We start from the raw sequence: 21,893 nt of genomic DNA, 5'->3' as shown, positions 1-21,893 counted from the left end.
CTTCTACTACTAATTTCACAACATAATCACGATATTCTTGGGTTATTTTTTTAGTCATTCGGTACACGTCCTTTAAAATAGTTATTTCTATCATATCTACTCTCAGTTTTCCGTGTCCACTTTTTATACTAACCCCACCACTTTTTATACTAACCCCAAAGCCGCTCAATAAAGTGACTGCGCCGCTCAAAGGTGTGGAGAAGCCGCTCAATAAAGTGACTGCCCCGCTCAAAAGAGAGGAGAAGTCGCTTATATTGGGCAAAACCCACTCATAGGGCAAAAAGCATTAATTTTAATTCATCTTGCGTCTGTCGTTCATTATAAGTTATAATTATGACCAGTTACTAATAATTGATAGTAAGAAAGCAGAGGGGTTGCTATATGAACGCTGGTATTATAGGAATTGGCAAATATGTTCCGGAGAAGGTCGTGACAAATTTTGATTTAGAAAAAATTATGGACACTTCGGATGAATGGATTCGAACTCGCACAGGGATTGAAGAACGTCATTTTGCCGCAGATGATCAGGAAACTTCAGATTTAGCAGTAGCCGCTGCAAAGGAAGCTATTGCAAAAGCAGGTATTTCACCTGAGGAAATAGGTTTAATTCTTGTTGCAACTGTAACCCAAGATCAAACATTTCCAAGTGTAGCATGTATGGTTCAGGAGCAAATTGGGGCAGTGAATGCAGCAGCGATGGACCAAGCAGCAGCTTGTGCAGGATTTATATATAGTTTAGTGACAGCAAAACAATTTGTAGAATCAAATACTTATAAATATGTCTTAGTAGTAGGTGTTGAAAAGCTGTCGAAAGTAATTGATTGGCAAGACCGTAATACGGCTGTATTATTCGGTGATGGTGCAAGTGCAGCAATCGTAGGACCAGTATCAGAGGGTAGAGGAATTTTATCATTTGAGCTTGGGGCTGATGGTACAGGTGGAAAGCATTTGTATTTAACACAGCAAGATACAATCGCAATGAATGGTAGGGAAGTCTTTAAATTTGCAGTACGCCAAATGGGTCAATCTGCAGTTAATGTATTAGATAAAGCAGGCTTAACAAAAGAAGATGTGGACTTTTTAGTACCGCATCAGGCAAATATTCGAATTATGGAATCTGCTCGTGAGCGCTTAGAGCTACCACCGGAAAAAATGTCAAAAACGATTCACAAATATGGTAATACGTCGGCGGCATCTATTGGCATTTCTTTGGTAGATGAGCTTGAAGCAGGTAAGATTAAAGATGATGATATAGTAGTACTTGTTGGATTTGGCGGTGGCTTAACATGGGGCGCCGTTACAATTAGATGGGGAAAATAATAACGAAAAATGCTTGAGGGGAGTAAGACAATGAGTAAACGACGAGTAGTAATTACAGGAATTGGCGCAGTTACACCACTAGGAAATAGCATCGAAGAAACATGGGCTAACATTAAAGCTGGAAAATCTGGGGTTGGCGAGTTAACACGTTTAAATAAAGATCTATTCGCAGCAAAAATTGCTGCTGAAGTAAAAGACTTTGATATTGAAAAATATATCGAACGTAAAGAAGCTCGTAAAATGGATCGCTTTACACATTATGCCCTAGCAGCGTCTATAATGGCGATGGAAGATGCACAATTAACAATCGATGAAGAGCTAGCGCCACGTGCTGGTGTCTGGATTGGTTCTGGAATCGGTGGTATGGAAACATACGAACAACAATTTTTAACATTCCAAGAGCGTGGCGCAAGACGTGTAAGTCCATTCTTTATTCCAATGATGATTCCGGATATGGCTTCAGGCCAAGTGTCGATTCACTTTGGGGCAAAGGGCATTAACTCTTGTTCAGTAACTGCTTGTGCTTCAGGTACAAACTCTATTGGGGATGCTTTTAAAGTAATTGAACGTGGAGATGCAGATGTCATGATTACTGGTGGTGCTGAGTCGCCAATCGTTACCATGGCTGTAGCAGGATTCTGTGCAAATACTGCATTATCTTTAAATACAGATCCACAAACAGCAAGCCGTCCATTCGATAAAAATCGAGATGGTTTTATTATCGGTGAAGGTGCAGGTATTGTCATTCTAGAAGAGTATGAGCACGCAAAAGCACGCGGGGCAAAAATCTATGCAGAAGTTCTAGGTTACGGTGCAACAGGAGATGCACATCATATTACAGCTCCTGCTCCAGAAGGAGAGGGTGCATCACGTGCAATGATGCAAGCACTAGCTGATGGAGGCGTAGAACCTTCACAAGTTGACTATATTAATGCACACGGAACAAGTACACCATATAATGATTTATTTGAAACACAAGCGGTAAAAACTGTCTTTGGTGAGCATGCTTATCAGCTAGCAATGAGTTCTACAAAGTCGATGACAGGTCACTTATTAGGAGCAGCTGGTGGTGTTGAAGCGATTTTCACAACGCTAGCACTTAAAGAAGGCATTTTACCACCAACAATCAATTTACATGATCCAGATCCAGAATGTGATTTAGATTATGTACCAAATGAAGCTCGACAAACAGAAATTAAATATGCAATGAGTAACTCACTTGGATTTGGTGGTCATAACGCTAGTCTTCTATTCAAAAAATTCGAGGAATAATATAGAGAGCGCGAATGCCTCTAATAGATAAAAATAAAAAAACGTCAGCCTGAATTTTACATGGCTGACGTCTTTTTTTATAGTTTTGTGAATAGATGATAATTAAGAATAAAATAGAAAGGATGCCGTTACCTTGTTCCGACTCTTTTTATTTTTAATGAGCTACGGTTTAATGATTCTCTCAGTAGGAGATCTTATATTGTATTTGAATTATCGTACGTTAGGATATTCCTGGGTAGTTGTCTTTAAATTTATGATGCATACAACAGAATTTTATATGGCTGTTGGCTCAGCTATTGTGTTATGTGCTGTTGCACTTGGTGTCCGTTTTGATAGAACTCCTAACGATCAAGATAAAATATGATCCTTAAACTTATTCTATATTTGGCCAAGCTTCTCCGAAAAAGAAGACTATAGTATTTCTCAAGAGTGCATTAGTCAGTGTTTTCTTTTAACGACGAGCACGACCAAGACCCATCGCTTGTTCCATACGTTTTAATGTAGCGCTGGCAATAGCATGTGCTTTTTCAGCACCTTCATCTAAAATAATATCTAATTCTGCGGATTCTACCAAATTGTAGAATTTCTCTTGAATTGGAGTAAGATGATCAATAACTGCTGTTGCAACACCTTGCTTGAATCCACCGTAACCAATGCCCTCGTATTTTTTTACAAGGTCATCAATGGATACACCTGAAATAGCAGATTCGATTGTTAGTAAGTTAGAAACACCAGGTTTATTTTCTACATCAAATGCCACAATACCATCAGAGTCAGTGACAGCCGATTTAATTTTCTTCTCAATATCTTTAGCTGAATCTAAAAGCTTGATTGTTGCTTTTGTATTTGGATCAGATTTACTCATTTTTTTCGTAGGCTCTTGTAGTGATTTGATACGAGCTCCTGCCTTTGGTAATTGAATTTCAGGAATCGTTAACACATCACCATATCGTTTGTTAAAACGCTCTGCAAGATCACGAGTTAGCTCAATATGCTGCTTCTGATCATCCCCAACAGGCACAATGTTTGTGTTATATAAAAGAATGTCCGCTGCCATTAATGGTGGATATGTTAAAAGAGCTGCAGATACACTTTCCTTACCATGTGATTTATCCTTGAACTGTGTCATACGTTCAAGCTCACCAATCGATGCGACACATTGTAACATCCAGCCTGCCTGTGCATGAGCTGGGACTTCAGATTGAATAAATAACGTGGATTTTTTAGGATCAATACCTGTAGCGATATACGTAGCTGCTAAGTTGCGAATATTTTGACGTAGTTCTTTTGGGTCCTGTGCTACTGTGATGGCATGTTGATCAACGATACAATAAATAGCATTTCCTTCATCTTGTAGAGCAGGGAATTGCTTAAATGCGCCTAAATAGTTTCCTAAAGTTACAATCCCTGTTGGCTGTACGCCTGAAAAAATAGTTGTCATGTCGTTTCCTCCTTGGATTCGTTTCCTCAGTATAACGGGGAAGTTCCTGTAATTTTGCATATTTCCCAACTGAGGCTCTTGCTTCTTAAAAAAAATAAAAAACATCATGCGTCCTCATTAGTTGTCTAATGAAGGGACGAATGATGTTGAATCCGCGGTACCACCCAGCTTGCCTAAACGGCCACTCTACTTCGTAACGTGAAGGGACGAGCTTTGCTAATAGACACAAGCAAAAAACTTGGACGTTCACAAAGCTAACTCGGAAGTCCATTCCACATGCTTACACGATCTGTTTGCAGCAACCACAGACTCTCTAAACGTGTAAAATGCATATGTACTACTCTTCGTCAGCGTTTTTTACTTTAATTCAATAACAGTCTTTCATCTTCGATGGTGGGTGAAAAGGTTTGCTCTATTTCACCATAGACTTAATTGATTTATTGCAAAGAATTATATTACAAAGACCAAGTGAATTGCAAGACGAAAAGTCAGACTTTTGGCGGTGTTTTTTTTGTGAAAAAAATTATATTCTGTTATTGCTGTTTTAAAAGCAACCAAATTTATGCAATTGACGTCTAATATTGTACACACAGAATCGACAAAATTCTCGTTTAAAATTTTTAACTGAGAACAAGTGGATTGAGAAAACGAATGTTTAAAATGCTCTGTAAATGGGAATAATATTATTAGTTCATTAGACATGCAAAGAAGTTAGCTACTTTAAAAGAGCATAAATATACAGAAAATTTCGTGATAGCCCTGTTCTTTTTTTTATTGGAACTATATTCAAACACCATAGAGTACTGTATAATGGATATGTAGATTTACATTACATTAATTCTAATTTAACACACTGGTTTATAGATAACGCTTATTAATGAAAGGATGTGTCAGTATGATCGTAACTTTATTTACATCACCAAGTTGTACGTCTTGCCGAAAAGCGAAAGCATGGTTAGAGGAGCATGAAATTCCATATACAGAACGTAATATATTTTCTGAACCATTAAGCATTAGTGAAATTAAAAAAATTTTACGTATGACTGAAGATGGTACGGATGAAATTATTTCAACTCGCTCTAAGATTTTCCAAAAATTGAATGTTGATGTAGAAAGCTTACCATTACAACGTTTATATGAGTTAATTCAAGAATACCCGGGCCTATTACGTCGTCCAATCATTTTAGACGAGAAACGTTTACAGGTTGGCTATAACGAAGATGAGATCCGTCGTTTCCTACCTCGCAAGGTTCGTGCTTATCAATTACAAGAGGCACAACGCATGGTGAACTAATAGCACCCTCAATTGCATAGAATAAGTATTAGATGTTACAAATGCAACTAGCATATTGTGGCATCTATTTTTTTGTGTTTTACTTATGTAAAACCTTGTATATAAAGTATAATAAATAATAGGGAAAAGACATATATTTCCGTTAAAGTATGTTAAACTTGATTTAAGTTCAATAGTTTACTACAATTTCAATAATTCAAATATCTTCAGCGAAACGGTGTATATCCTTTTCATTTTATGACAGAACAGCATACAATAGAATTAGAGACAACTGTGACAAAAAATCCTCTTCATTTATCAAATGTTTTCTGTAGCGAAAGTCAAACGTCAGCTACAAAAGATTAACATTTTTTAAGATGTTGAGAATGTATGAATATGGCTCCTTTTCGGTGGTGTCTAATACCATTTAAAATAAAGGAACTCAGGCTAAAAATTGATAATCACAGTTGCTCGATTGTTTTACTGTAGTGTAGTCAAAGGTTGAAAAACAATGGAGTATGAGGTTAAAAATAATGAATAAAAGCATACTAATGAAACAAAACTGTTTTTCGACAAATGACAGTGAAGGGAGATGAGGTCTAGTGGACATCGAACGTGTAAATGAAAATACACTCAAGCTCTTTATTACGTACAATGATATAGAGGATCGCGGCTATAGTCGTGAAGAAATTTGGTACAATCGAGCAAAGGGTGAACAACTTTTTTGGGATATGATTGATGAAGTAAACACGGAGGATTATTTTGATGTAGAAGGTCCAATTTGGATTCATATCAATGCTTCTGAAGTGGGCTTGGAGATCATTGTCACACGTGCACATATTTTAAAAGACGGTGAAACATTAGATGGTCATTCGAATTTTGATGAACACAAAGATATGTTTGCCCCTTTTGACGAAGTTGGAGAAGATCTTCTTAGCCAACTAACTCAATTTGGTGACTTGGATGAGTCAGAATTATTTATGGATACAGACATTTATGTTTATAAATTTAAAGATATTGATGAGTTAATCCCTGTAGCAAAACGCATGACAGATGAATTAGTGGATTCCTCATTATTCAAATATGAAGGTTGGTACTATTTAGTAGTTGACTTTGCAAACGCAGATGATGACCTAAATCGCCATGATAGAAATGCAGTTATCAAAGAATTTTTAATACCTTCGAATTTCACAATCCATCGCCTAGAAGAGTATGGCGAAATAATTATGGAATATAATTGCTTTGAAACTGTGAGGAAATATTTTGCTTAAATTTTAGCTCCTGATTAATAAGGAGCTTCAGATTGTAGACAAAATTGGTGTTCAATCAAGATAAAACGGCCCCGTAAATGTTAGTTTGTATCTAACATTTACGAGGTTTTTTTTATATAAAAAGAGGCATTTTTCAAATTTCAAGAAAAAGCCGTTAATTATTTGTTGCTAGAAAGGCACTCCTTTAAAATTGAGCAAAAAAGGAGATGATACTATGTTACTTGCTTTGAATGAGCAGCGGCAGCTTTTTCACCCATATCAATATACGAGAGAAACCTTACAACGATATAGGCCACATATGAAATTTTATTGCCCACAATGCCAACAGCCTGTCCAATTAAAGATCGGAAAATATAATACTCCTCATTTTGCTCATAACGCCAATAGTAACTGTGTACAGTTATTTTCAGAGGGAGAATCTAAACTTCATTTACAAGGGAAAATACAGTTATTTGAATGGCTGAAAGGACTCGGGCATACAGTAAAGCTGGAGCCTTATTTACCTGAGCTTTCACAGCGGCCAGATATGCTTGTGACCAGGCAGCAAAAGCAATTTGCTTTAGAATTTCAATGCAGCACAATTTCTCATGAAAAATGGCAATTACGGACATCTGGGTACGAGAAAAATTCTATACAAGCATTGTGGCTTTTCCAAACACCTCAAAGAAAACAATCCTCACTAGGTATTCAAAAGATTTTTATTTCTCCAATCATGCAAAAGACGATTACTACTACAGCAAGTGGTTTGCCTTATTTAGTGACCTATGATGCCAAGACATCGAGATTTATTTATTGGACGAATCTTCTTCATGTTCATGGGTATACTTTTATAGGTAAAGTACAAGAAATAGCTACTCATAAGCAGCACTTTCCATTTTATGAACCTAAGTCGATTACGAAAGATGAATTTCATCGTTACTGGCAATTGTATAAAAAGCTTTGTAGGCAATTCACATATCAGCGGCTATTACATAGTAAAAAGGGGATGCAAGATACATTTTTACGAAGTAGTTATGAGCTACATTTTTCCCTTACTGCTATGCCTGACTATGTTGGTGTTCCGGTGAAAACTGCAGAAGCGATTCCGATGTCCCCTTTGGAGTGGCAAACGATTCTCCATCATTTTTGTAGAGATTTACAGCTATTACCACATGAATTAAGCGACAATGAAGTTCGGTCGTTTTTAATCCAACAAAATGTGGAGGTTACTGATCAAGCGATGCAGGCTATTAAAAATTATGGAATGGTACTTGCGAAAAGTTATGAAAAAAATGACCGTTTTCCAGATATTTATGAGCAGGTGTATACTCATTTATTTGCAATTGCCACAATATACTGAGAAAATATGAGAATATAGGAAAAACTCACATATAAGGGGGCTGGCACAAATGGCTAGTAACAGCAATCAAATTTTAGTAAGAAATGAAGTTCCGGAAGAGTTAACTTGGCGCTTGGAGGACATCTTTGCAAATGACGCCCAATGGGAAGAAGAATACAAAGAGGTCGCAGAAATTGCAAAAAAGGCACCTAGCTATAAAGGTACTTTAAAAAATGGTGCAGATGCTTTATTAGCGGCTCTAACTTATCACGATCATATTTATGAACGTACAATGAAGCTATACACATATGCCCATATGCGTTATGACCAAGATACGACAAATAGCTCCTATCAGGATATGAATAGTCGTATTCAAACTTTGGCGACTAGTATTTCAGCTGCCTTAGCGTTTTTAACACCAGAAATTTTACAATTGAGTGAAGAAACAATAGAACAGTATTTGGCACAAAACAAGGATTTACAACTATATAAGCAATCTTTAAAAGAGATTACAATGGCACGTCCACATGTATTGCCTGCTGAACAGGAAGCATTACTGGCACAAATGTCTGAGGTTACAGGTACAGCGTCAAATACATTTGGTATGTTAAACAATGCTGATTTAGTCTTCCCGAAAGTGAAAAATGAAGATGGGGAAGAAGTACAGCTAACACATGGTAACTACATTAAGTTTTTAGAAAGTAAAGATCGCTCTGTTCGTGAAAGTGCATTTAAAGCAATGTACGAGACGTATGGCAATTTTAAAAATACATTTTCGTCTACATTAACTGGTAATGTAAAAAAACATAATGTCAGTGCACGTATTCGAAATTATGATTCTGCACGCCATGCAGCAATGTCTAATAACTTCATTCCAGAAAATGTTTATGATCAGTTAGTGGATACAATCCATAAGCATTTGCCAGCTATGCAGCGCTATATCTCATTACGTAAAAAGCTTTTAGGTGTGGACGAACTGCATATGTGGGATTTATTTGCACCGCTTGTTAAGGAAGTAGACATGAAAATTACTTACGACGAAGCGAAAGATATTTTAGTAAAGGCTTTAGCGCCTCTAGGTGAGGAATACCAAAATATTGTCCAAAGTGGCCTTGATAACCGTTGGGTAGATGTTTTAGAAAACAAAGGGAAACGCAGTGGTGCGTACTCTTCAGGTGCATATGGAACGAACCCATATATTTTAATGAACTGGCAAGACAATGTTAATAATTTGTTTACATTAGCACATGAATTTGGGCATAGTGTCCACAGTTATTATTCACGTAACAACCAGCCATTTGTTTATGGTGATTATTCTATTTTTGTAGCTGAAGTAGCTTCAACATGTAATGAAGAACTGTTAAATGATTATTTACTGAAAACAATTGAAGATCCACAACAGAAAATTTATTTATTAAATCATTGGCTAGATGGCTTCAGAAGTACCGTTTTTAGACAAACAATGTTTGCTGAATTTGAACACCTAATTCATCAAATGGATAAGAATGGTGAGTCTTTAACAGCGGAACGATTAACAGAGGTTTACTATGATTTAAATAAACAATACTTCGGTGATGATATGGCCGTTGATAAAGAAATTGGCTTAGAATGGGCTCGTATTCCACACTTCTACTATAATTACTATGTGTATCAATATGCTACAGGTAAATCTGCTGCAACAGCATTAAGTAAACAGATTTTAGAAGAGGGTACACCAGCTGTAGAACGTTATATTAATAACTTCTTAAAAGCAGGTTGTTCTGATTTCCCAATTGAGGTATTAAAGGCAGCAGGCGTTGATATGAACGTGGCAAAGCCAATAGATGATGCATGTAAAGTATTTGAAGAACGTTTAAATGAGTTAGAAAAATTATTGTTAAATAATTAATGAGGAAAGCTGTAGATAAATCTCTACAGCCTTTTTTCTATTGTTATACTAACTGTAAAAAATGATAGAATAATGATTTTTTTTGATTTTTATATATTTAAAAGTGGACATATTGAAAAAATACTGTCTGTAATCGCTTTCTATTTGACAAATTTGTGAATCTACCACTGGTTTCATTGCTAAATTTATTATTCCATGATAAAGTGATTCTTGTGAAATAAATCACAAAACAAACATACACCCCTTTGTTTGAACGTGAACATTTCTCCCATCCCCTTTGTGAAAAAGAAGCGTCACTATCTGTCGAGGATAGTGGCGCTTCTTTATTTTTGATCAATTTCGCCTTGGCGTAATTGCGTCCGGATTTTGAATTGTGCCCATGCCTGCACGAGGGCCGACACGATGTCGGTTATTTCGGTAAAGCCACAGGACGTGGCGTTTTTATCGATGCAGGTCAGTTAGCCGTTTTCGCAGGATGCGAGGGTTTTAGGCTAACATCCTTTTATTCATTCCTTTCAAAATCCGTGACATCCGCCGGAGCCTTTGGGCCAACAGATGTTTTTTGCGCGAAAGCGAAGCGACAGCAAAATGGTTTTGTCTGTGCGAAAGCGTAGCGACAGCACCAGCATGATGTTGGTCACCCACTGAAAAGGAACCAAAACCGCATTCATCTCATCACCTGCAGAGGTGGAATCTTCTACTGAATGAAGATAAAATGTTCTGGAAATATTAAAAACCTTATAAAAAAAATAAGGACTCAACACTTGGTTGAATCCCTATTCTTTAGAATAATAGTATAATTGCATTATTTAATACGCCATAGTGTAGCGTGATCTGTCTGAATTCGTTCAATCTTTTGTTGCAGCATACGTTTCTTTAATTCACGTTCAGCTGCATGCTCTGTTAATGAGTAGATAAAAGCTACTTCATTTGTTGAAAGTGCATGGAATTTCGAAAATAACTCTTCCATTGTTGGTAATGGTTGACGCACAAGTTGTTCATCAAGCATCTCTTGTAAAATATGTTCATAAACTTCATAGGAATAGCTACCACTAACTTTAAGACCTTCATCCTCAATACATTCATTGAAAAATACAATACTAGGTACTTCATCTACTTCCATTTCACGTTTTATATATAAATCGCATTGGAACGCACGTGCTGCTTCCTTTGAACCAAAATCTGCAGTGAATTCATTCATATCTAATTGAACATCCTCTGCAATTTTTAACAACGTAGCATAGGAATTTACATCTTGATGGTTTAATAGTACATATTCTTGTAATTTCGACAAATAGCGTGCGCCTGAACGTTTGCCCTGTAACTCGGCTGCTTTAATAGCGATTGAAGGTAGAACAGGGTGATTGATGTCGAGTTCAATGCCTGAAACACAACCCTTTACGCGTTTACTTAGACAATTCAGGGAAGCAAGCTCTGTGCTTAGCACAAAGCGCCATGTAAAGTAATGATTATACTCTAACTGTAATTTACGAAGAATTGCTTGCATACTGAAAGCTTCAGGGCAAAGTGGATCTACGAAAATATACAATTCAATAGGCTTATTGGCAGTAGAAATCACAGGAGTTGGCTCTTGCAACATTTGAATATTATTCACGTAACAATTCCCCCTCATCGTCATTTGGCGTATTAATCATGTGATGAGCTGTTAATACTAAACGTTGATAATAAGATTCGCGGAACTTCCCTTCCAAACCAACTTCATCCATTGCTTCGGACATACATTCGAGCCAAGCTTGGGCACGATCAGGTGTAATTGGAAAATTCATATGACGTGCACGCATCATTGGATGTCCATGCTCCTCGGTAAAAAGATTTGGTCCACCTAAATACTGTGTTTGAAATTGAATTTGCTTACGGGCTGTCTCTGTTAAATCTTTCGGAAAGATTGGAATAAGATCAGGATGCTGAGCGACTCTTTTATAGAACGCATGAATAAGTTCTGAAAGTTTTTCAGCTCCCAGCTCCTCATAAGGAACAGTGTATTTTCGAGTCATAAGTTAAATGCTCCTTCAATGATTTATATCATAAAGTACAATTTTTATCTTTATTCAGTAAAAGACTCCTACGTTAATAGGTAAAGAGATGAATATGCCTATCGTTTTTATTCAGAGAGTATCCAAACATCTACTGAAATAAAGGGACTTAGGCCAAGAACTTCACATCCTGTAAAAATGCCTAAAAGACTAACATCATATGGCCTATAGCTTCTGGCGGATGTCATGGATTTTGAAAAGAGTCTATAGGGTGTTAGTCTTACTTCATCGTATCCATACGATAATAGCTAACTGAACTTTGTCATCATTAGAAATGTGGATTTCTTGTGACTACCTTCATTTTATCAACGTCTTTTCGTTAACACAAACAAAGAGCTCTTTCGAATGTTTTTCGCTATAAAAGCACAAATTTCACCGCTAAGGGTGAAATTTGCCGAAAAAGACCGTAATGACAGTGATTATGCGATTAAACCATGTAGTAATTCATCACTTTTTTGACATAATTCTGTGTTTCTTTGAAAGGAGGTATGCCACTATATTTTGTAACACGTGAAGCTCCTGCATTATAAGCAGCTAAAGCTAAAGTCGGATCATTATCGAATTTGTCTAGCATTTGGCGTAAATATTTGGCACCAGCCATAATATTCTGCTCAGGGTCAAAAGCGTTAGTAACCCCTAAATATTGTGCTGTTTTTGGCATTAATTGCATTAATCCCTGTGCTCCAGCATGACTTTCTGCTGTTGGATTAAAATTAGACTCTTGTTTAATCACTGCAGCGATAAGTTTCTCAGGAACATTATACGTAACTGCTGCCTTTTCAATGATTGCAGCGTATTGGCTTGCGCCCGCTAATGAATTGGCATACGCTGTTGAACCAATTACATTATCTGAAACATAAGAGTCAAGTTTTGTGCTAGATTGTGTATTTGCTAATGCTGCCTGCACAGAAGCTGGTACAAAGACGGAATTAGAACCTTTATATAGTAACGATTGAAGCGCACTATTTTGCATATCTTCGGACAAACCATTCAAACTACTAAGTTGATCCATAAATGATGAAGTACCTGATGCACTCATTCCGAGTAAACTAGATAATTTCGCACTATTTTCCGTAGTAGCGTCACCAAGTAATTCGCTAATCATATCTGAAAAAATAGAATTACTGTCTGACGAGGAATTTTCTGTAGATCCTAACGTTTGTATTGCTTGAATTTCAAGCAAAGTTTTGAGTGATTGGATATCCAAGGAGTGGGTCACCCTTTCTTTTTATACTGTGTAAGCTATATATTTTAGTTTTTATTTTTTTGTAATGCTTTCATAAAGCGTGCAATTTTTTTATCTGCTACTTGTTTTTCTATACTATATTGCTGTAGAAATTCGTCGAAGATTGCATTTCCTTTTATTGCATCTTTTGTTTCATATTCTACCTCATAATCGTCGCACTGCAAATAGAAAGAATGATCAAATACTAAAAGGCCATCTTTATAAAGTATTTCGACACGATCAGTTGTGAGTGAACCGAAAATTGCTAACTCTTCTGAAGGAATATTATATAAAGCTAGTCTTTTTGCTACCTCTTGAGCATAGAAACCTTCACCTTCAAGCATCTTGTTGGCTTGCTCCACAGTTAATTCATCAGTTGTCTCAAGATGTGCATGCTCTGCACTTTTTTCTTTTAATGTACATTCATAATAATTGTCGATTTGTCTGATACGGAGTCCGCTTTGTCGTTTTCTAATCGCTTGTGAAGGTGTGTCGAAATAATGATTTGTTTGACGATGAATAGCACTTTCGTCAATGTGGAACTCTTGCAATAAATGCTCATACTGTTGTTTTGTTAAGATATTTTTAAATTCAATTTCAAGTTGTTGTGTCATTTATGTTCACCTATTTGTTTAATTTTTTCAGATGCTTTATAAAACTATAATTTCTTGATTTAACATTTACACACTGCAACTGTTTACCCTGTATGCTAAAATAAATGGAAGAGTACGACGAAAAGGGGAACCGCACTTGCGTAAAATTTATACAATAGAAACATTGAATTTTGAAAACGATCAGCTTCATTTTAGTTTAAACGACAATGAGGTAAATTTACAGTTAAAACCTGCTGCGCAATTAATTGCAGATTCTGATGACTTTGCATTTATTTATTTACTTGATGCAGGAGAAGATTATCATTACTTGCGTTTTCCGCCGAGTAGTTGGGAGAGTCTTGTACATATTTTACAAAAAAAGAAAAATCCAAAGCTACTACTAGGTGAAGAAATAATTGAACTTACGAATTTCTACGAAGAATTGGAAATGCTCGTGTATAATATTGAAGGAAATTACAATTATGGAGCAGAGTTTGTCCAGTTAGTGGAACAACACTTCAAAGCAATTCTCGCTGAATAAAAAAGACAAAACGAACAGACGGTGTTGGTTTTGTTCGATACCGAATGTCGGGAGGTTTTTGTGATGGGACAATGGGAAATATTTTTAAGTCCTTATAAACAAGCAGTAGACGAACTAAAAGTAAAGTTAAAGGGTATGCGTTCGCAGTTTGGTATTGTTAATGCAAATTCACCAATCGAGTTTGTTACAGGACGTGTAAAACCTTTAGCAAGTATATACGATAAAACATTAGAAAAAGGACTTGCCTTTGAGCCATCTAAACAATTAGGTGATGAGCTAGGTGATATTGCAGGCCTTCGTATTATGTGTCAATTTGTAGATGATATTTCAACAGTTACGGAGTTAATACGTCAGCGTAAAGATATGCGTGTAGTAGAAGAACGTGACTATATTACACATAATAAACCAAGTGGATATCGTTCATATCATATGATTGTGGAATATCCTGTAGAGACCATTCAAGGGAAAAAAGTGGTGTTAGCTGAAATTCAAATAAGAACACTAGCAATGAATTTCTGGGCATCTATTGAGCATTCTTTAAATTATAAATATAAAGGTATGTTCCCTGAGGAGATAAAAAATCGCCTTCAAAGTGCAGCAGAAGCCGCCTTCCGGTTGGATGAGGAAATGTCGTCCATCCGCAGTGAGATTCAAGAAGCGCAGGCTTATTTTAGCGAATATAAAGAAGCATCGAATCCTAATTTACTATCAGAGAAGGAGCGTGACACACATTGAAATTTTCCATTCAATCACGTAGAGATGCACAATCGAACGAATTAATGGAGCTGGCCAAAACATATCTACAGGATTTTGGACTAACCTATGATGAAGAAACGCCTGAAATCGTTGTCTCTATTGGAGGAGACGGCACATTATTACATGCTTTTCATCGATATTCTCATGCATTAGACCAGGTTGCATTTGTAGGTATTCATACTGGACATTTAGGGTTTTATGCGGACTGGAAACCATCTGAATTAGAGAAGCTAGTTTTATCCATCGCTAAAAAGGACTTTAATGTTGTCGAATATCCACTACTAGAAGTAAAAGTAGAGCATTATAATGCAGAATCAAATACGTATTTAGCATTAAATGAAGCAACCGTGAAATCACCTGATGTCACACTTGTTATGGATGTTGAGTTAAATGGTAATCAGTTTGAACGTTTCCGAGGAGACGGTCTATGTGTATCAACTCCTTCTGGTAGCACAGCTTATAATAAAGCACTTGGAGGAGCGATTATTCATCCAACATTAGCTGCACTTCAAATTACTGAGATAGCATCTATCAATAATCGTGTCTTCCGTACAGTTGGTTCACCACTAATTTTACCTGCCCATCATCATTGTATTTTACGTCCAGTTAATGATCAGAACTTTAATATGACGGTTGACCATTTACAAGTGACACAAGGCGATGTGAAGTCGATTGCATTCAATGTAGCAAATGAAAGAGTACGTTTTGCCCGTTTCCGTCCATTCCCTTTTTGGGAACGTGTGCATGAATCATTCGTAGCAAATGAGTAAGATGGATACAAGATTTACATTACGTTTTATAGCAGAAAAGGAAGGCCAATTATTTCGGGAGGCTTTACACGAATGGCGCATCTCTAAGCGGGCTTTAACTGCTATTAAATTTGAGGGGGGCTTGCTGACAGTGAATGGTGTCGAACGTAATGTGAGACATCCACTCCACATTGGCGATTGTGTCGAAGTGAAATTCCCTCCCGAAGAAAAAAGTGAAGGGCTTACTGTTGAATATGGTGACCTAGACATTGTCTATGAAGATGAAGTTATTTTAGTGCTTAATAAGCCAGCATACCAAAGTACAATTCCTTCACGAGAACATCCAACAAAAAGCATAGCTAATGTAGTGTGCGGCCATTTTCAGCAGCAGGGTCTAATGTCCACTGCTCATATCGTGACGAGGCTTGATCGCGATACTTCTGGCTTGCTATGCATTGCCAAACACGCCCATATTCATCATTTAACAGGACTGGCACAGCGCAATGGAGAAATTTCGCGACAATATGAAGCAATTGTGCATGGCCATGTTACACAAGATGTCCAACCGATTATTGCTCCGATTGGACGTAAGGATACGAGTATTATTGAGCGAGAAGTACGTGAAGATGGTCAATTTGCCCATACAGATGTGACAGTTTTACAACGTTTTGATTTACAGAACGAGCCTATGACACATGTCCGACTAAAGCTGCACACGGGACGTACACATCAAATCCGAGTGCATATGGCCTATCTTGGACATCCACTTGTTGGAGATGAACTTTATGGTGGTAGTCGCAAGTATATAAATAGACAAGCACTACATTGTGTGGCCTTAAGAATGCTTCACCCTATGACAGGTAAGAGTTTACAATTCACTAGTAGCTTAAGCGAAGATATGCAGCGATTAATGAATGACTCCTTAGCTTGATGAATTGATGACTATCTAATCAGTCATTTGTTTCACTATATATTTCTAATAAATACTTAAGGAGATGTTCGTAAAACGGGCATCTCCTTATTATTTCTAGATAGAGGGAACCAGTTTTTTAACAGCATGTTCACAGAAAATAAGCAATTATAGGGTATAGTAAAGTAGAAGTCTTTTCTCAATGAATTTTTGTAGCACTTTGTCAGCCTGTTATTTTGATCAAAAGCATAATAAACAAAAAAAGCTAATGGTTAAGATATTGTACTAATTATTGTAAAATCAATTAATTGTTGCTGTCGCTCCGCTTTCGCACAGATAAAGAATTTATACTAACATCCTGAAAAAGGATTTGCAGAAAAGGTGTATTACACTCTATTATATAGAAGGTAGATTTACAGACTATAGGTCATTGATTAAATGCTCGGAAGGAGGGGACAAGCATGATAGAGGAAAGAAATGAAAAGGATGATGTGCAATTCGACGAGACACATTTACGAGGGATGCTCGAAGCACGTGATATTGACGCATTCCGTGATGAGTTTTTAGAACTTCATCCATATGATCAGGCAACGTTTTATGAGAAGGTGGAACCTGATATAAGAAAGATCATCTATTCGTTCTTGTCTCCGACGGAAATGGCTGATATTTTTCAGGCAATTGATATAGATGATGATGAATACACAGCATATCTAGCTGAGATGGATCCTTCATACGGCGCAGAAATGCTTTCGCATATGTATGCAGATGATGCAGCAGACGTTTTAAATGAGTTGGATACAAAGCAACGTGAAAGCTATTTAGGCATGATGGATGAGGAAACAGCTGAAGAAATTAATGAGTTATTAAGCTACGATGAATACACAGCTGGTTCTATCATGACAACAGAATATGTTGCTATTCCAGAAAACTCAACTGTCCGTTCGGCAATGGCGATTTTAAGGAAAGAGGCGCCAGATGCTGAAACGATTTATTATATTTTTGTTGTTGATGAAGCACATCGATTAACGGGTGTAATTTCACTACGCGATTTAATTATTGCGGATGAGGATACACGTATACGTACCATTATGAATGAACGTGTTGTGATGGTGCATGCAGGAGATGACCAAGAAGAGGTCGCTCAAATTATGAAAGACTATAATTTCTTAGCAACTCCGGTTATTGACGATAATGGGGAATTACTAGGGATTATCACAGTCGATGATATTATTGACGTTATTGATGAGGAAGCATCAGAGGATTACTCGAAATTAGCGGGTATTTCTGATATGGATAAATTTGATACCAATTCAATACAGGCTGCAAAGAAACGCTTACCATGGCTTGTGATATTACTATTTTTAGGGATGCTAACAGCTAATTTAATGGGGCATTTTGAAGAAACATTAGAAAAAGTTGCGTTACTTGCTGTGTTTATCCCACTTATTTCAGGTACTTCTGGCAATAGCGGCACACAGGCACTAGCGGTAGCTATTCGAGGAATTGCTACGGGAGACGTTGAAGAACATAGTAAGCTAAAGTTACTATTACGTGAAGCGGGAACAGGATTAATGTCTGGTATTGTTTGTGGGCTAATTGTTATTGGTATCGTATATATTTGGAAACAGGAACTTATTCTTGGGATGCTAGTTGGAGCAGCGCTTTGTGGTTCTATTGTAGTGGCAACACTTGCAGGATCTTTTATCCCGTTGTTAATGCATCGCATGAAGATTGATCCAGCTGTTGCATCAGGACCATTTATTACAACATTAAACGATATTACGAGTATTTTAATCTACTTAGGATTAGCGACAGTATTTTTAAATCAAATGGGCTAAGAACCAAATTACTTTCTTTTGCATATTGTATGAAAAAAAGGGAAGTGAGTAATGTGGGTCGAGAGCCACGCTTGTTTATAAAATCACCATCGTATTTTTTAAATATTTCCAAGGTATTACATGAACTTGAATTGGATGAAAGTACATCAGTATATGTAAAGGACGGCTATTTCAGTGGGCAAACGATCGATGAAAAAGAAGACGTACTGGAAGAAATAGTAGAAGAAATAAAAATAGATCCGTATTTACTAAAGCAACTTCAATTTTTAGAAAAGCCATTCCGACAAAAAGCCTATCAACCGTTATTATTATGTTTAAAGGATGGCAGGAAATTACGTGGTATTGCGTCTGATGTCCAGACCGATTCATTAATGCTTACTTCTTTAGAATTAAATACACAAGAGATTATCTATTTTGAGGATATAGAACAAATATTATGGCGAGGCAAGCAATTACCTACCCTATGAAAAAAGTGTACAGCAGAGGATGCTGTACACTTTTTTTATGTGTAGTGTGTCAAAGGAGAAAAGCTTATTCACAAATCCCTAAATCAACATCAGCGATACATTGTACTGCGCAGAAACATGATAAATCCACAGTGATACAGCTCTCAGTAGAGTTCCAATCATCTACTTTGCATATTTTTTTCATGTTGATACAACAGCCGTCACGACTCAATAAGTCTACTGTACTTTCGCTAGAGTCAAATGAACATAAAGGCTCTAAAACACGTAAAGTAGCACAGCACTCATCAAACATGTCTTCTACACGGAAGAACACTGATGTACATATGCATGGATCTGCTGTTGGAGAATTAAAAAATGCTTTAAAAGGAGTACCATCTTTTGTAATTAACATGAATACACGTGTATCTGCATGAGAGCGTGCAGGACTTACAATGCCTCCAAGTGGTTCTAAGAAGCAGTTAGCTGTACATGGTTGACACTCTTCACGCACCGCTTGATTTTGAATATCTAAAATAGCTCGAACTACGTCACAAACGCAGCCTGCTGAATGGATTGGTCCAATAGGATTTGTTGGCTTACCACAACCCATATTGTCACCTCCTTTCCTTGTTACTACTTCTACAATATGTGCTTATGTAAAATGGACTCGGGCTTTCGTATACATAGACGAATGAATAGTTTTTTTATGTATGGAGAAACTGTAAAGAAAAGGAGGGTAAAACTTGAAGCTATTAGGAATGATGTTACCTCTATTAATCAGTATATCGCTGTTAAGTGGTTGCGGTGAGAAAGAAAAGTTTATTGTCTATGGTTCACCAGAGAATGAAAAAGATGTTGAAGCAATTTTGAAAAAAGAGGACTTTATAGACAAATCAACAGTTATCCAATATGACAATAGTATGCTTGTAGCTGTTCAAATTAAACCGTGGGATAAGTGGAAAAAGACTAAATTAGAGAAAAAGTTACAAAAGAAATTTGATAAAAAATATCCAAATAAAGAAGTCTTTGTCTCAGCAGATTACAAGATATTTTATGAAGCCAATAAAATAAAAAAGGATAAAGTTGAAAATAATAAACTTAGCGAAAAAATTGCTGAATTGAAAAAGCTTGCAAAGGAGGAGACATAGATGAAAAAAGAGCAATATAAACAACTAGAACAAAATGTCACACCAAAGCCACCCTATTTTAAGAATGTTGCTAAGGCGTTTATTGTAGGTGGCCTTATTTGTACAATCGGACAAGCTGTTTCATTTTTTTATATGATTTTCTTTAATTTTACGGAAGCAACAGCAGGAAACCCAACAGTGGCAACGATGGTGTTTTTTGCCATGATTCTAACGGGCTTTGGTCTATATAAGAAAATTGGTCAATTTGCTGGAGCAGGATCAGCCGTACCTGTTACAGGTTTCGGAAATGCTGTAATTTCTGCTGCCATTGAGCATAGATCTGAAGGATTGGTATTAGGTGTTGGTGGAAATTTATTCAAACTTGCTGGGTCAGTTGTTTTATTTGGCGTAGTATCTGCTTTTTTTGTTGCACTTATTAAATATATTCTGGTGACGATAGGAGTGGTTTCATGGTAATTGTTTTTCAATCGAAGCCATCCTTAATAGCAGGTGGTGTGGTAGCAGGTCCACTAGAGAAACGTAGTATATTTAGTCAATATTTTGATGCGATTTACGATGATGAACGTTGGCAAATGAAAACAAATGAACAAGGTCATCGAAAAATGATTGAAGAGGCATGTGAATTCGCCATGAAAAAAGCGGGCGTGAAAAATGCGGACATTGATTACTTTATGGGCGGCGATTTGGTTAATCAAATGACACCAACCAATTTTGCAGCTAGAGATTTAGACATTCCTTTTATCGGATTATTCTCAGCATGTGCCACTTCTATGTCTTCATTAATTGTTGCGAGCCTTTTAACAGAAGTAGGTGCCTCTAATTTATCGCTAGCTGGTGCCTCTAGTCAACACAATTCCGTTGAGCGACAATTCCGCTATCCAATCAATTATGGCTCACAAAAGCCCCAAACGGCTCAATGGACTGTAACGGCTGCTGGTTATGCTCTTATTGGTAAGCATCGCGAAGAATACCCTTCTATTGAAGCAGCAACTGTTGGAAAATCAGTTGATTACGGAATGGATGATCCATTTCACATGGGTGCAGCGATGGCACCAGCTGCTTTTCAGACGATTCAATCACATTTAGAGCAGCGTAATCAAAAAATTTACCATTATGATTTAATTTTAACAGGTGATTTAGGTCAACTTGGCTTAAAACTGCTAAAAGGAATGTTTGTTGAAAGTGGCATAAAGAGCGAGGAGTTACAACCTTTACGTGATGCAGGTGCTGAGTTTTATGGGCAAGATGATTCATTCCAATCTGGTGCGAGTGGTGCAGGCTGTTCGGCAGCTGTTTTTTTTAGTTATGTTATCCAACAAATGCGAGCAGGTACCTATAAGCGAGTACTTCTTGTGGCAACAGGAGCATTACTGTCTCCACTTTCATTTCAACAGGGTGAAACAATTCCATGTACGGCGCATGCAATTGAAATTACAATGAAATGAGGCAAAAGCTATGGTTATGACATTTGTGTTTGCGTTTATTGTAGGAGGTATTATTTGTGCCATTGGTCAATTACTAATGGACGTTGGTAAATTAACACCAGCACATACATTGAGTACATTAGTAGTAATTGGAGCAATTTTAGACGGAATGGGTTTATATGAGCCAATAATTCATTTTGCGGGTGCTGGTGCAACTGTACCTATTACATCCTTTGGGAATTCCTTAACACATGGTGCCCTTGCTGAGGCAGAAAAACATGGGCTTGTAGGCGTATTAACTGGGATGTTTGAAGTAACAAGCTCAGGAATTAGTGCTGCAGTAGTATTTGGCTTTATTGGAGCGTTAATTTTTAAACCAAAAGGAAATATTGATTAGACGAATACCCCATCCTTTTTTACAACGAA

Annotated in this window: 25 protein-coding genes and 1 other annotated feature; of the genes, 17 read left to right on the top strand and 8 right to left on the bottom strand. The window is 37.0% G+C overall.

The window, feature by feature from the left end; translation table 11 throughout:
• Positions 1-280 (bottom strand): hypothetical protein (locus tag ACIQXF_RS09265; RefSeq protein ID WP_402781863.1); only part of this gene is annotated, 280 nt, incomplete at its 3' end.
• Positions 281-381: 101 nt separating this feature from the next.
• On the opposite strand from ACIQXF_RS09265, the gene ACIQXF_RS09260 reads away from it, so the two are divergent.
• From ACIQXF_RS09260 to ACIQXF_RS09250, 3 genes are all read left to right on the top strand, one after another.
• Positions 382-1,320, top strand: coding sequence for a beta-ketoacyl-ACP synthase III (locus tag ACIQXF_RS09260; protein ID WP_402781860.1), 939 nt, complete (start codon positions 382-384; stop codon positions 1,318-1,320).
• A gap of 30 nt (positions 1,321-1,350) precedes the next feature.
• Positions 1,351-2,592 (top strand): beta-ketoacyl-ACP synthase II, encoded by a 1,242-nt coding sequence (gene fabF, locus ACIQXF_RS09255; RefSeq protein ID WP_402781857.1) that lies wholly within the window; start codon positions 1,351-1,353, stop codon positions 2,590-2,592.
• A 133-nt stretch (positions 2,593-2,725) separates the two neighbouring features.
• Positions 2,726-2,956, top strand: coding sequence for a YuzI family membrane protein (locus tag ACIQXF_RS09250; protein WP_483869726.1), 231 nt, complete (start codon positions 2,726-2,728; stop codon positions 2,954-2,956).
• Between the two features lie 87 nt (positions 2,957-3,043).
• Here ACIQXF_RS09250 and trpS read toward each other — a convergent pair whose 3' ends face one another.
• Complete coding sequence (trpS, locus tag ACIQXF_RS09245; RefSeq protein ID WP_402781851.1) at positions 3,044-4,033, bottom strand: tryptophan--tRNA ligase; 990 nt, start codon at positions 4,031-4,033, stop codon at positions 3,044-3,046.
• A gap of 129 nt (positions 4,034-4,162) precedes the next feature.
• Positions 4,163-4,393 (bottom strand) — a binding site (T-box leader).
• Between the two features lie 538 nt (positions 4,394-4,931).
• On the opposite strand from trpS, the gene spxA reads away from it, so the two are divergent.
• From spxA to pepF, 4 genes are all read left to right on the top strand, one after another.
• Positions 4,932-5,327 carry a transcriptional regulator SpxA gene (gene spxA, locus ACIQXF_RS09240; protein WP_025116803.1) on the top strand — a complete coding sequence of 132 codons (396 nt, stop codon included), beginning with the start codon at positions 4,932-4,934 and terminating at the stop codon, positions 5,325-5,327.
• A gap of 581 nt (positions 5,328-5,908) precedes the next feature.
• Complete coding sequence (gene mecA / locus ACIQXF_RS09235) at positions 5,909-6,577, top strand: adaptor protein MecA (protein ID WP_402781849.1); 669 nt, start codon at positions 5,909-5,911, stop codon at positions 6,575-6,577.
• 214 nt (positions 6,578-6,791) lie between these two features.
• Positions 6,792-7,916 (top strand): competence protein CoiA, encoded by a 1,125-nt coding sequence (locus ACIQXF_RS09230; protein WP_402781846.1) that lies wholly within the window; start codon positions 6,792-6,794, stop codon positions 7,914-7,916.
• 49 nt (positions 7,917-7,965) lie between these two features.
• Entirely contained in the window at positions 7,966-9,783 is a 1,818-nt protein-coding gene (pepF, locus tag ACIQXF_RS09225) for an oligoendopeptidase F (protein WP_402781843.1), read from the top strand.
• 515 nt (positions 9,784-10,298) lie between these two features.
• Here the strand turns inward: pepF and ACIQXF_RS09220 are convergent.
• The 5 genes from ACIQXF_RS09220 to ACIQXF_RS09200 form a co-directional block, all read right to left on the bottom strand.
• Positions 10,299-10,547 carry a hypothetical protein gene (locus ACIQXF_RS09220; RefSeq protein WP_402781840.1) on the bottom strand — a complete coding sequence of 83 codons (249 nt, stop codon included), beginning with the start codon at positions 10,545-10,547 and terminating at the stop codon, positions 10,299-10,301.
• A gap of 41 nt (positions 10,548-10,588) precedes the next feature.
• Complete coding sequence (locus ACIQXF_RS09215; protein ID WP_402781837.1) at positions 10,589-11,398, bottom strand: DsbA family protein; 810 nt, start codon at positions 11,396-11,398, stop codon at positions 10,589-10,591.
• Positions 11,391-11,798, bottom strand: a complete 408-nt coding sequence (locus tag ACIQXF_RS09210) for a globin domain-containing protein (protein WP_402781834.1) — start codon at positions 11,796-11,798, stop codon at positions 11,391-11,393. The genes ACIQXF_RS09215 and ACIQXF_RS09210 overlap by 8 nt, the downstream gene beginning before the upstream one ends.
• A 466-nt stretch (positions 11,799-12,264) precedes the next feature.
• Entirely contained in the window at positions 12,265-13,044 is a 780-nt protein-coding gene (locus ACIQXF_RS09205) for a lytic transglycosylase domain-containing protein (RefSeq protein WP_402781831.1), read from the bottom strand.
• 44 nt (positions 13,045-13,088) lie between these two features.
• Positions 13,089-13,676, bottom strand: a complete 588-nt coding sequence (locus ACIQXF_RS09200; RefSeq protein WP_402781828.1) for a CYTH domain-containing protein — start codon at positions 13,674-13,676, stop codon at positions 13,089-13,091.
• 136 nt (positions 13,677-13,812) lie between these two features.
• On the opposite strand from ACIQXF_RS09200, the gene ACIQXF_RS09195 reads away from it, so the two are divergent.
• From ACIQXF_RS09195 to ACIQXF_RS09170, 6 genes are all read left to right on the top strand, one after another.
• On the top strand, positions 13,813-14,196 hold the full coding sequence (locus ACIQXF_RS09195; protein WP_402781825.1) for a UPF0738 family protein: 384 nt from the start codon (positions 13,813-13,815) through the stop codon (positions 14,194-14,196).
• Positions 14,197-14,259: 63 nt separating this feature from the next.
• Positions 14,260-14,931 carry a GTP diphosphokinase gene (gene yjbM, locus ACIQXF_RS09190; RefSeq protein WP_402781822.1) on the top strand — a complete coding sequence of 224 codons (672 nt, stop codon included), beginning with the start codon at positions 14,260-14,262 and terminating at the stop codon, positions 14,929-14,931.
• Positions 14,928-15,722 carry an NAD kinase gene (locus tag ACIQXF_RS09185; RefSeq protein ID WP_402781819.1) on the top strand — a complete coding sequence of 265 codons (795 nt, stop codon included), beginning with the start codon at positions 14,928-14,930 and terminating at the stop codon, positions 15,720-15,722. Before yjbM ends, ACIQXF_RS09185 begins: the two co-directional genes overlap by 4 nt.
• A gap of 1 nt (position 15,723) precedes the next feature.
• Complete coding sequence (locus tag ACIQXF_RS09180; protein ID WP_402781816.1) at positions 15,724-16,632, top strand: RluA family pseudouridine synthase; 909 nt, start codon at positions 15,724-15,726, stop codon at positions 16,630-16,632.
• A gap of 440 nt (positions 16,633-17,072) precedes the next feature.
• Positions 17,073-18,449 (top strand): magnesium transporter, encoded by a 1,377-nt coding sequence (mgtE, locus tag ACIQXF_RS09175; protein WP_402781813.1) that lies wholly within the window; start codon positions 17,073-17,075, stop codon positions 18,447-18,449.
• A gap of 53 nt (positions 18,450-18,502) precedes the next feature.
• A complete protein-coding gene (locus tag ACIQXF_RS09170) occupies positions 18,503-18,916 on the top strand; it encodes a hypothetical protein (RefSeq protein WP_402781810.1) in 414 nt (137 codons plus the stop codon).
• A gap of 64 nt (positions 18,917-18,980) precedes the next feature.
• Here ACIQXF_RS09170 and ACIQXF_RS09165 read toward each other — a convergent pair whose 3' ends face one another.
• On the bottom strand, positions 18,981-19,505 hold the full coding sequence (locus ACIQXF_RS09165; protein WP_402781807.1) for a CotY/CotZ family spore coat protein: 525 nt from the start codon (positions 19,503-19,505) through the stop codon (positions 18,981-18,983).
• Positions 19,506-19,638: 133 nt separating this feature from the next.
• Between ACIQXF_RS09165 and ACIQXF_RS09160 the strand changes: the two genes are divergently transcribed.
• The 4 genes from ACIQXF_RS09160 to spoVAE are packed head-to-tail and all read left to right on the top strand — an operon-like array spanning position 19,639 to position 21,864.
• A complete protein-coding gene (locus ACIQXF_RS09160) occupies positions 19,639-20,043 on the top strand; it encodes a YhcN/YlaJ family sporulation lipoprotein (protein ID WP_402781804.1) in 405 nt (134 codons plus the stop codon).
• Complete coding sequence (gene spoVAC, locus ACIQXF_RS09155; RefSeq protein ID WP_402781802.1) at positions 20,044-20,499, top strand: stage V sporulation protein AC; 456 nt, start codon at positions 20,044-20,046, stop codon at positions 20,497-20,499.
• Positions 20,493-21,488, top strand: coding sequence for a stage V sporulation protein AD (locus tag ACIQXF_RS09150; protein ID WP_402781799.1), 996 nt, complete (start codon positions 20,493-20,495; stop codon positions 21,486-21,488). Before spoVAC ends, ACIQXF_RS09150 begins: the two co-directional genes overlap by 7 nt.
• Positions 21,489-21,504: 16 nt before the next feature.
• On the top strand, positions 21,505-21,864 hold the full coding sequence (gene spoVAE, locus ACIQXF_RS09145) for a stage V sporulation protein AE (protein ID WP_402781878.1): 360 nt from the start codon (positions 21,505-21,507) through the stop codon (positions 21,862-21,864).
• The last annotated feature ends 29 nt before the right edge of the window (positions 21,865-21,893 follow it).

The sequence above is a fragment of the Lysinibacillus sp. NPDC097231 genome, from assembly GCF_044761885.1.
Classification (GTDB): domain Bacteria; phylum Bacillota; class Bacilli; order Bacillales_A; family Planococcaceae; genus Lysinibacillus.
The sequence above is the reverse complement of the archived record's forward strand: the minus strand, read 5'-3'. Positions and strand labels throughout refer to the sequence as shown.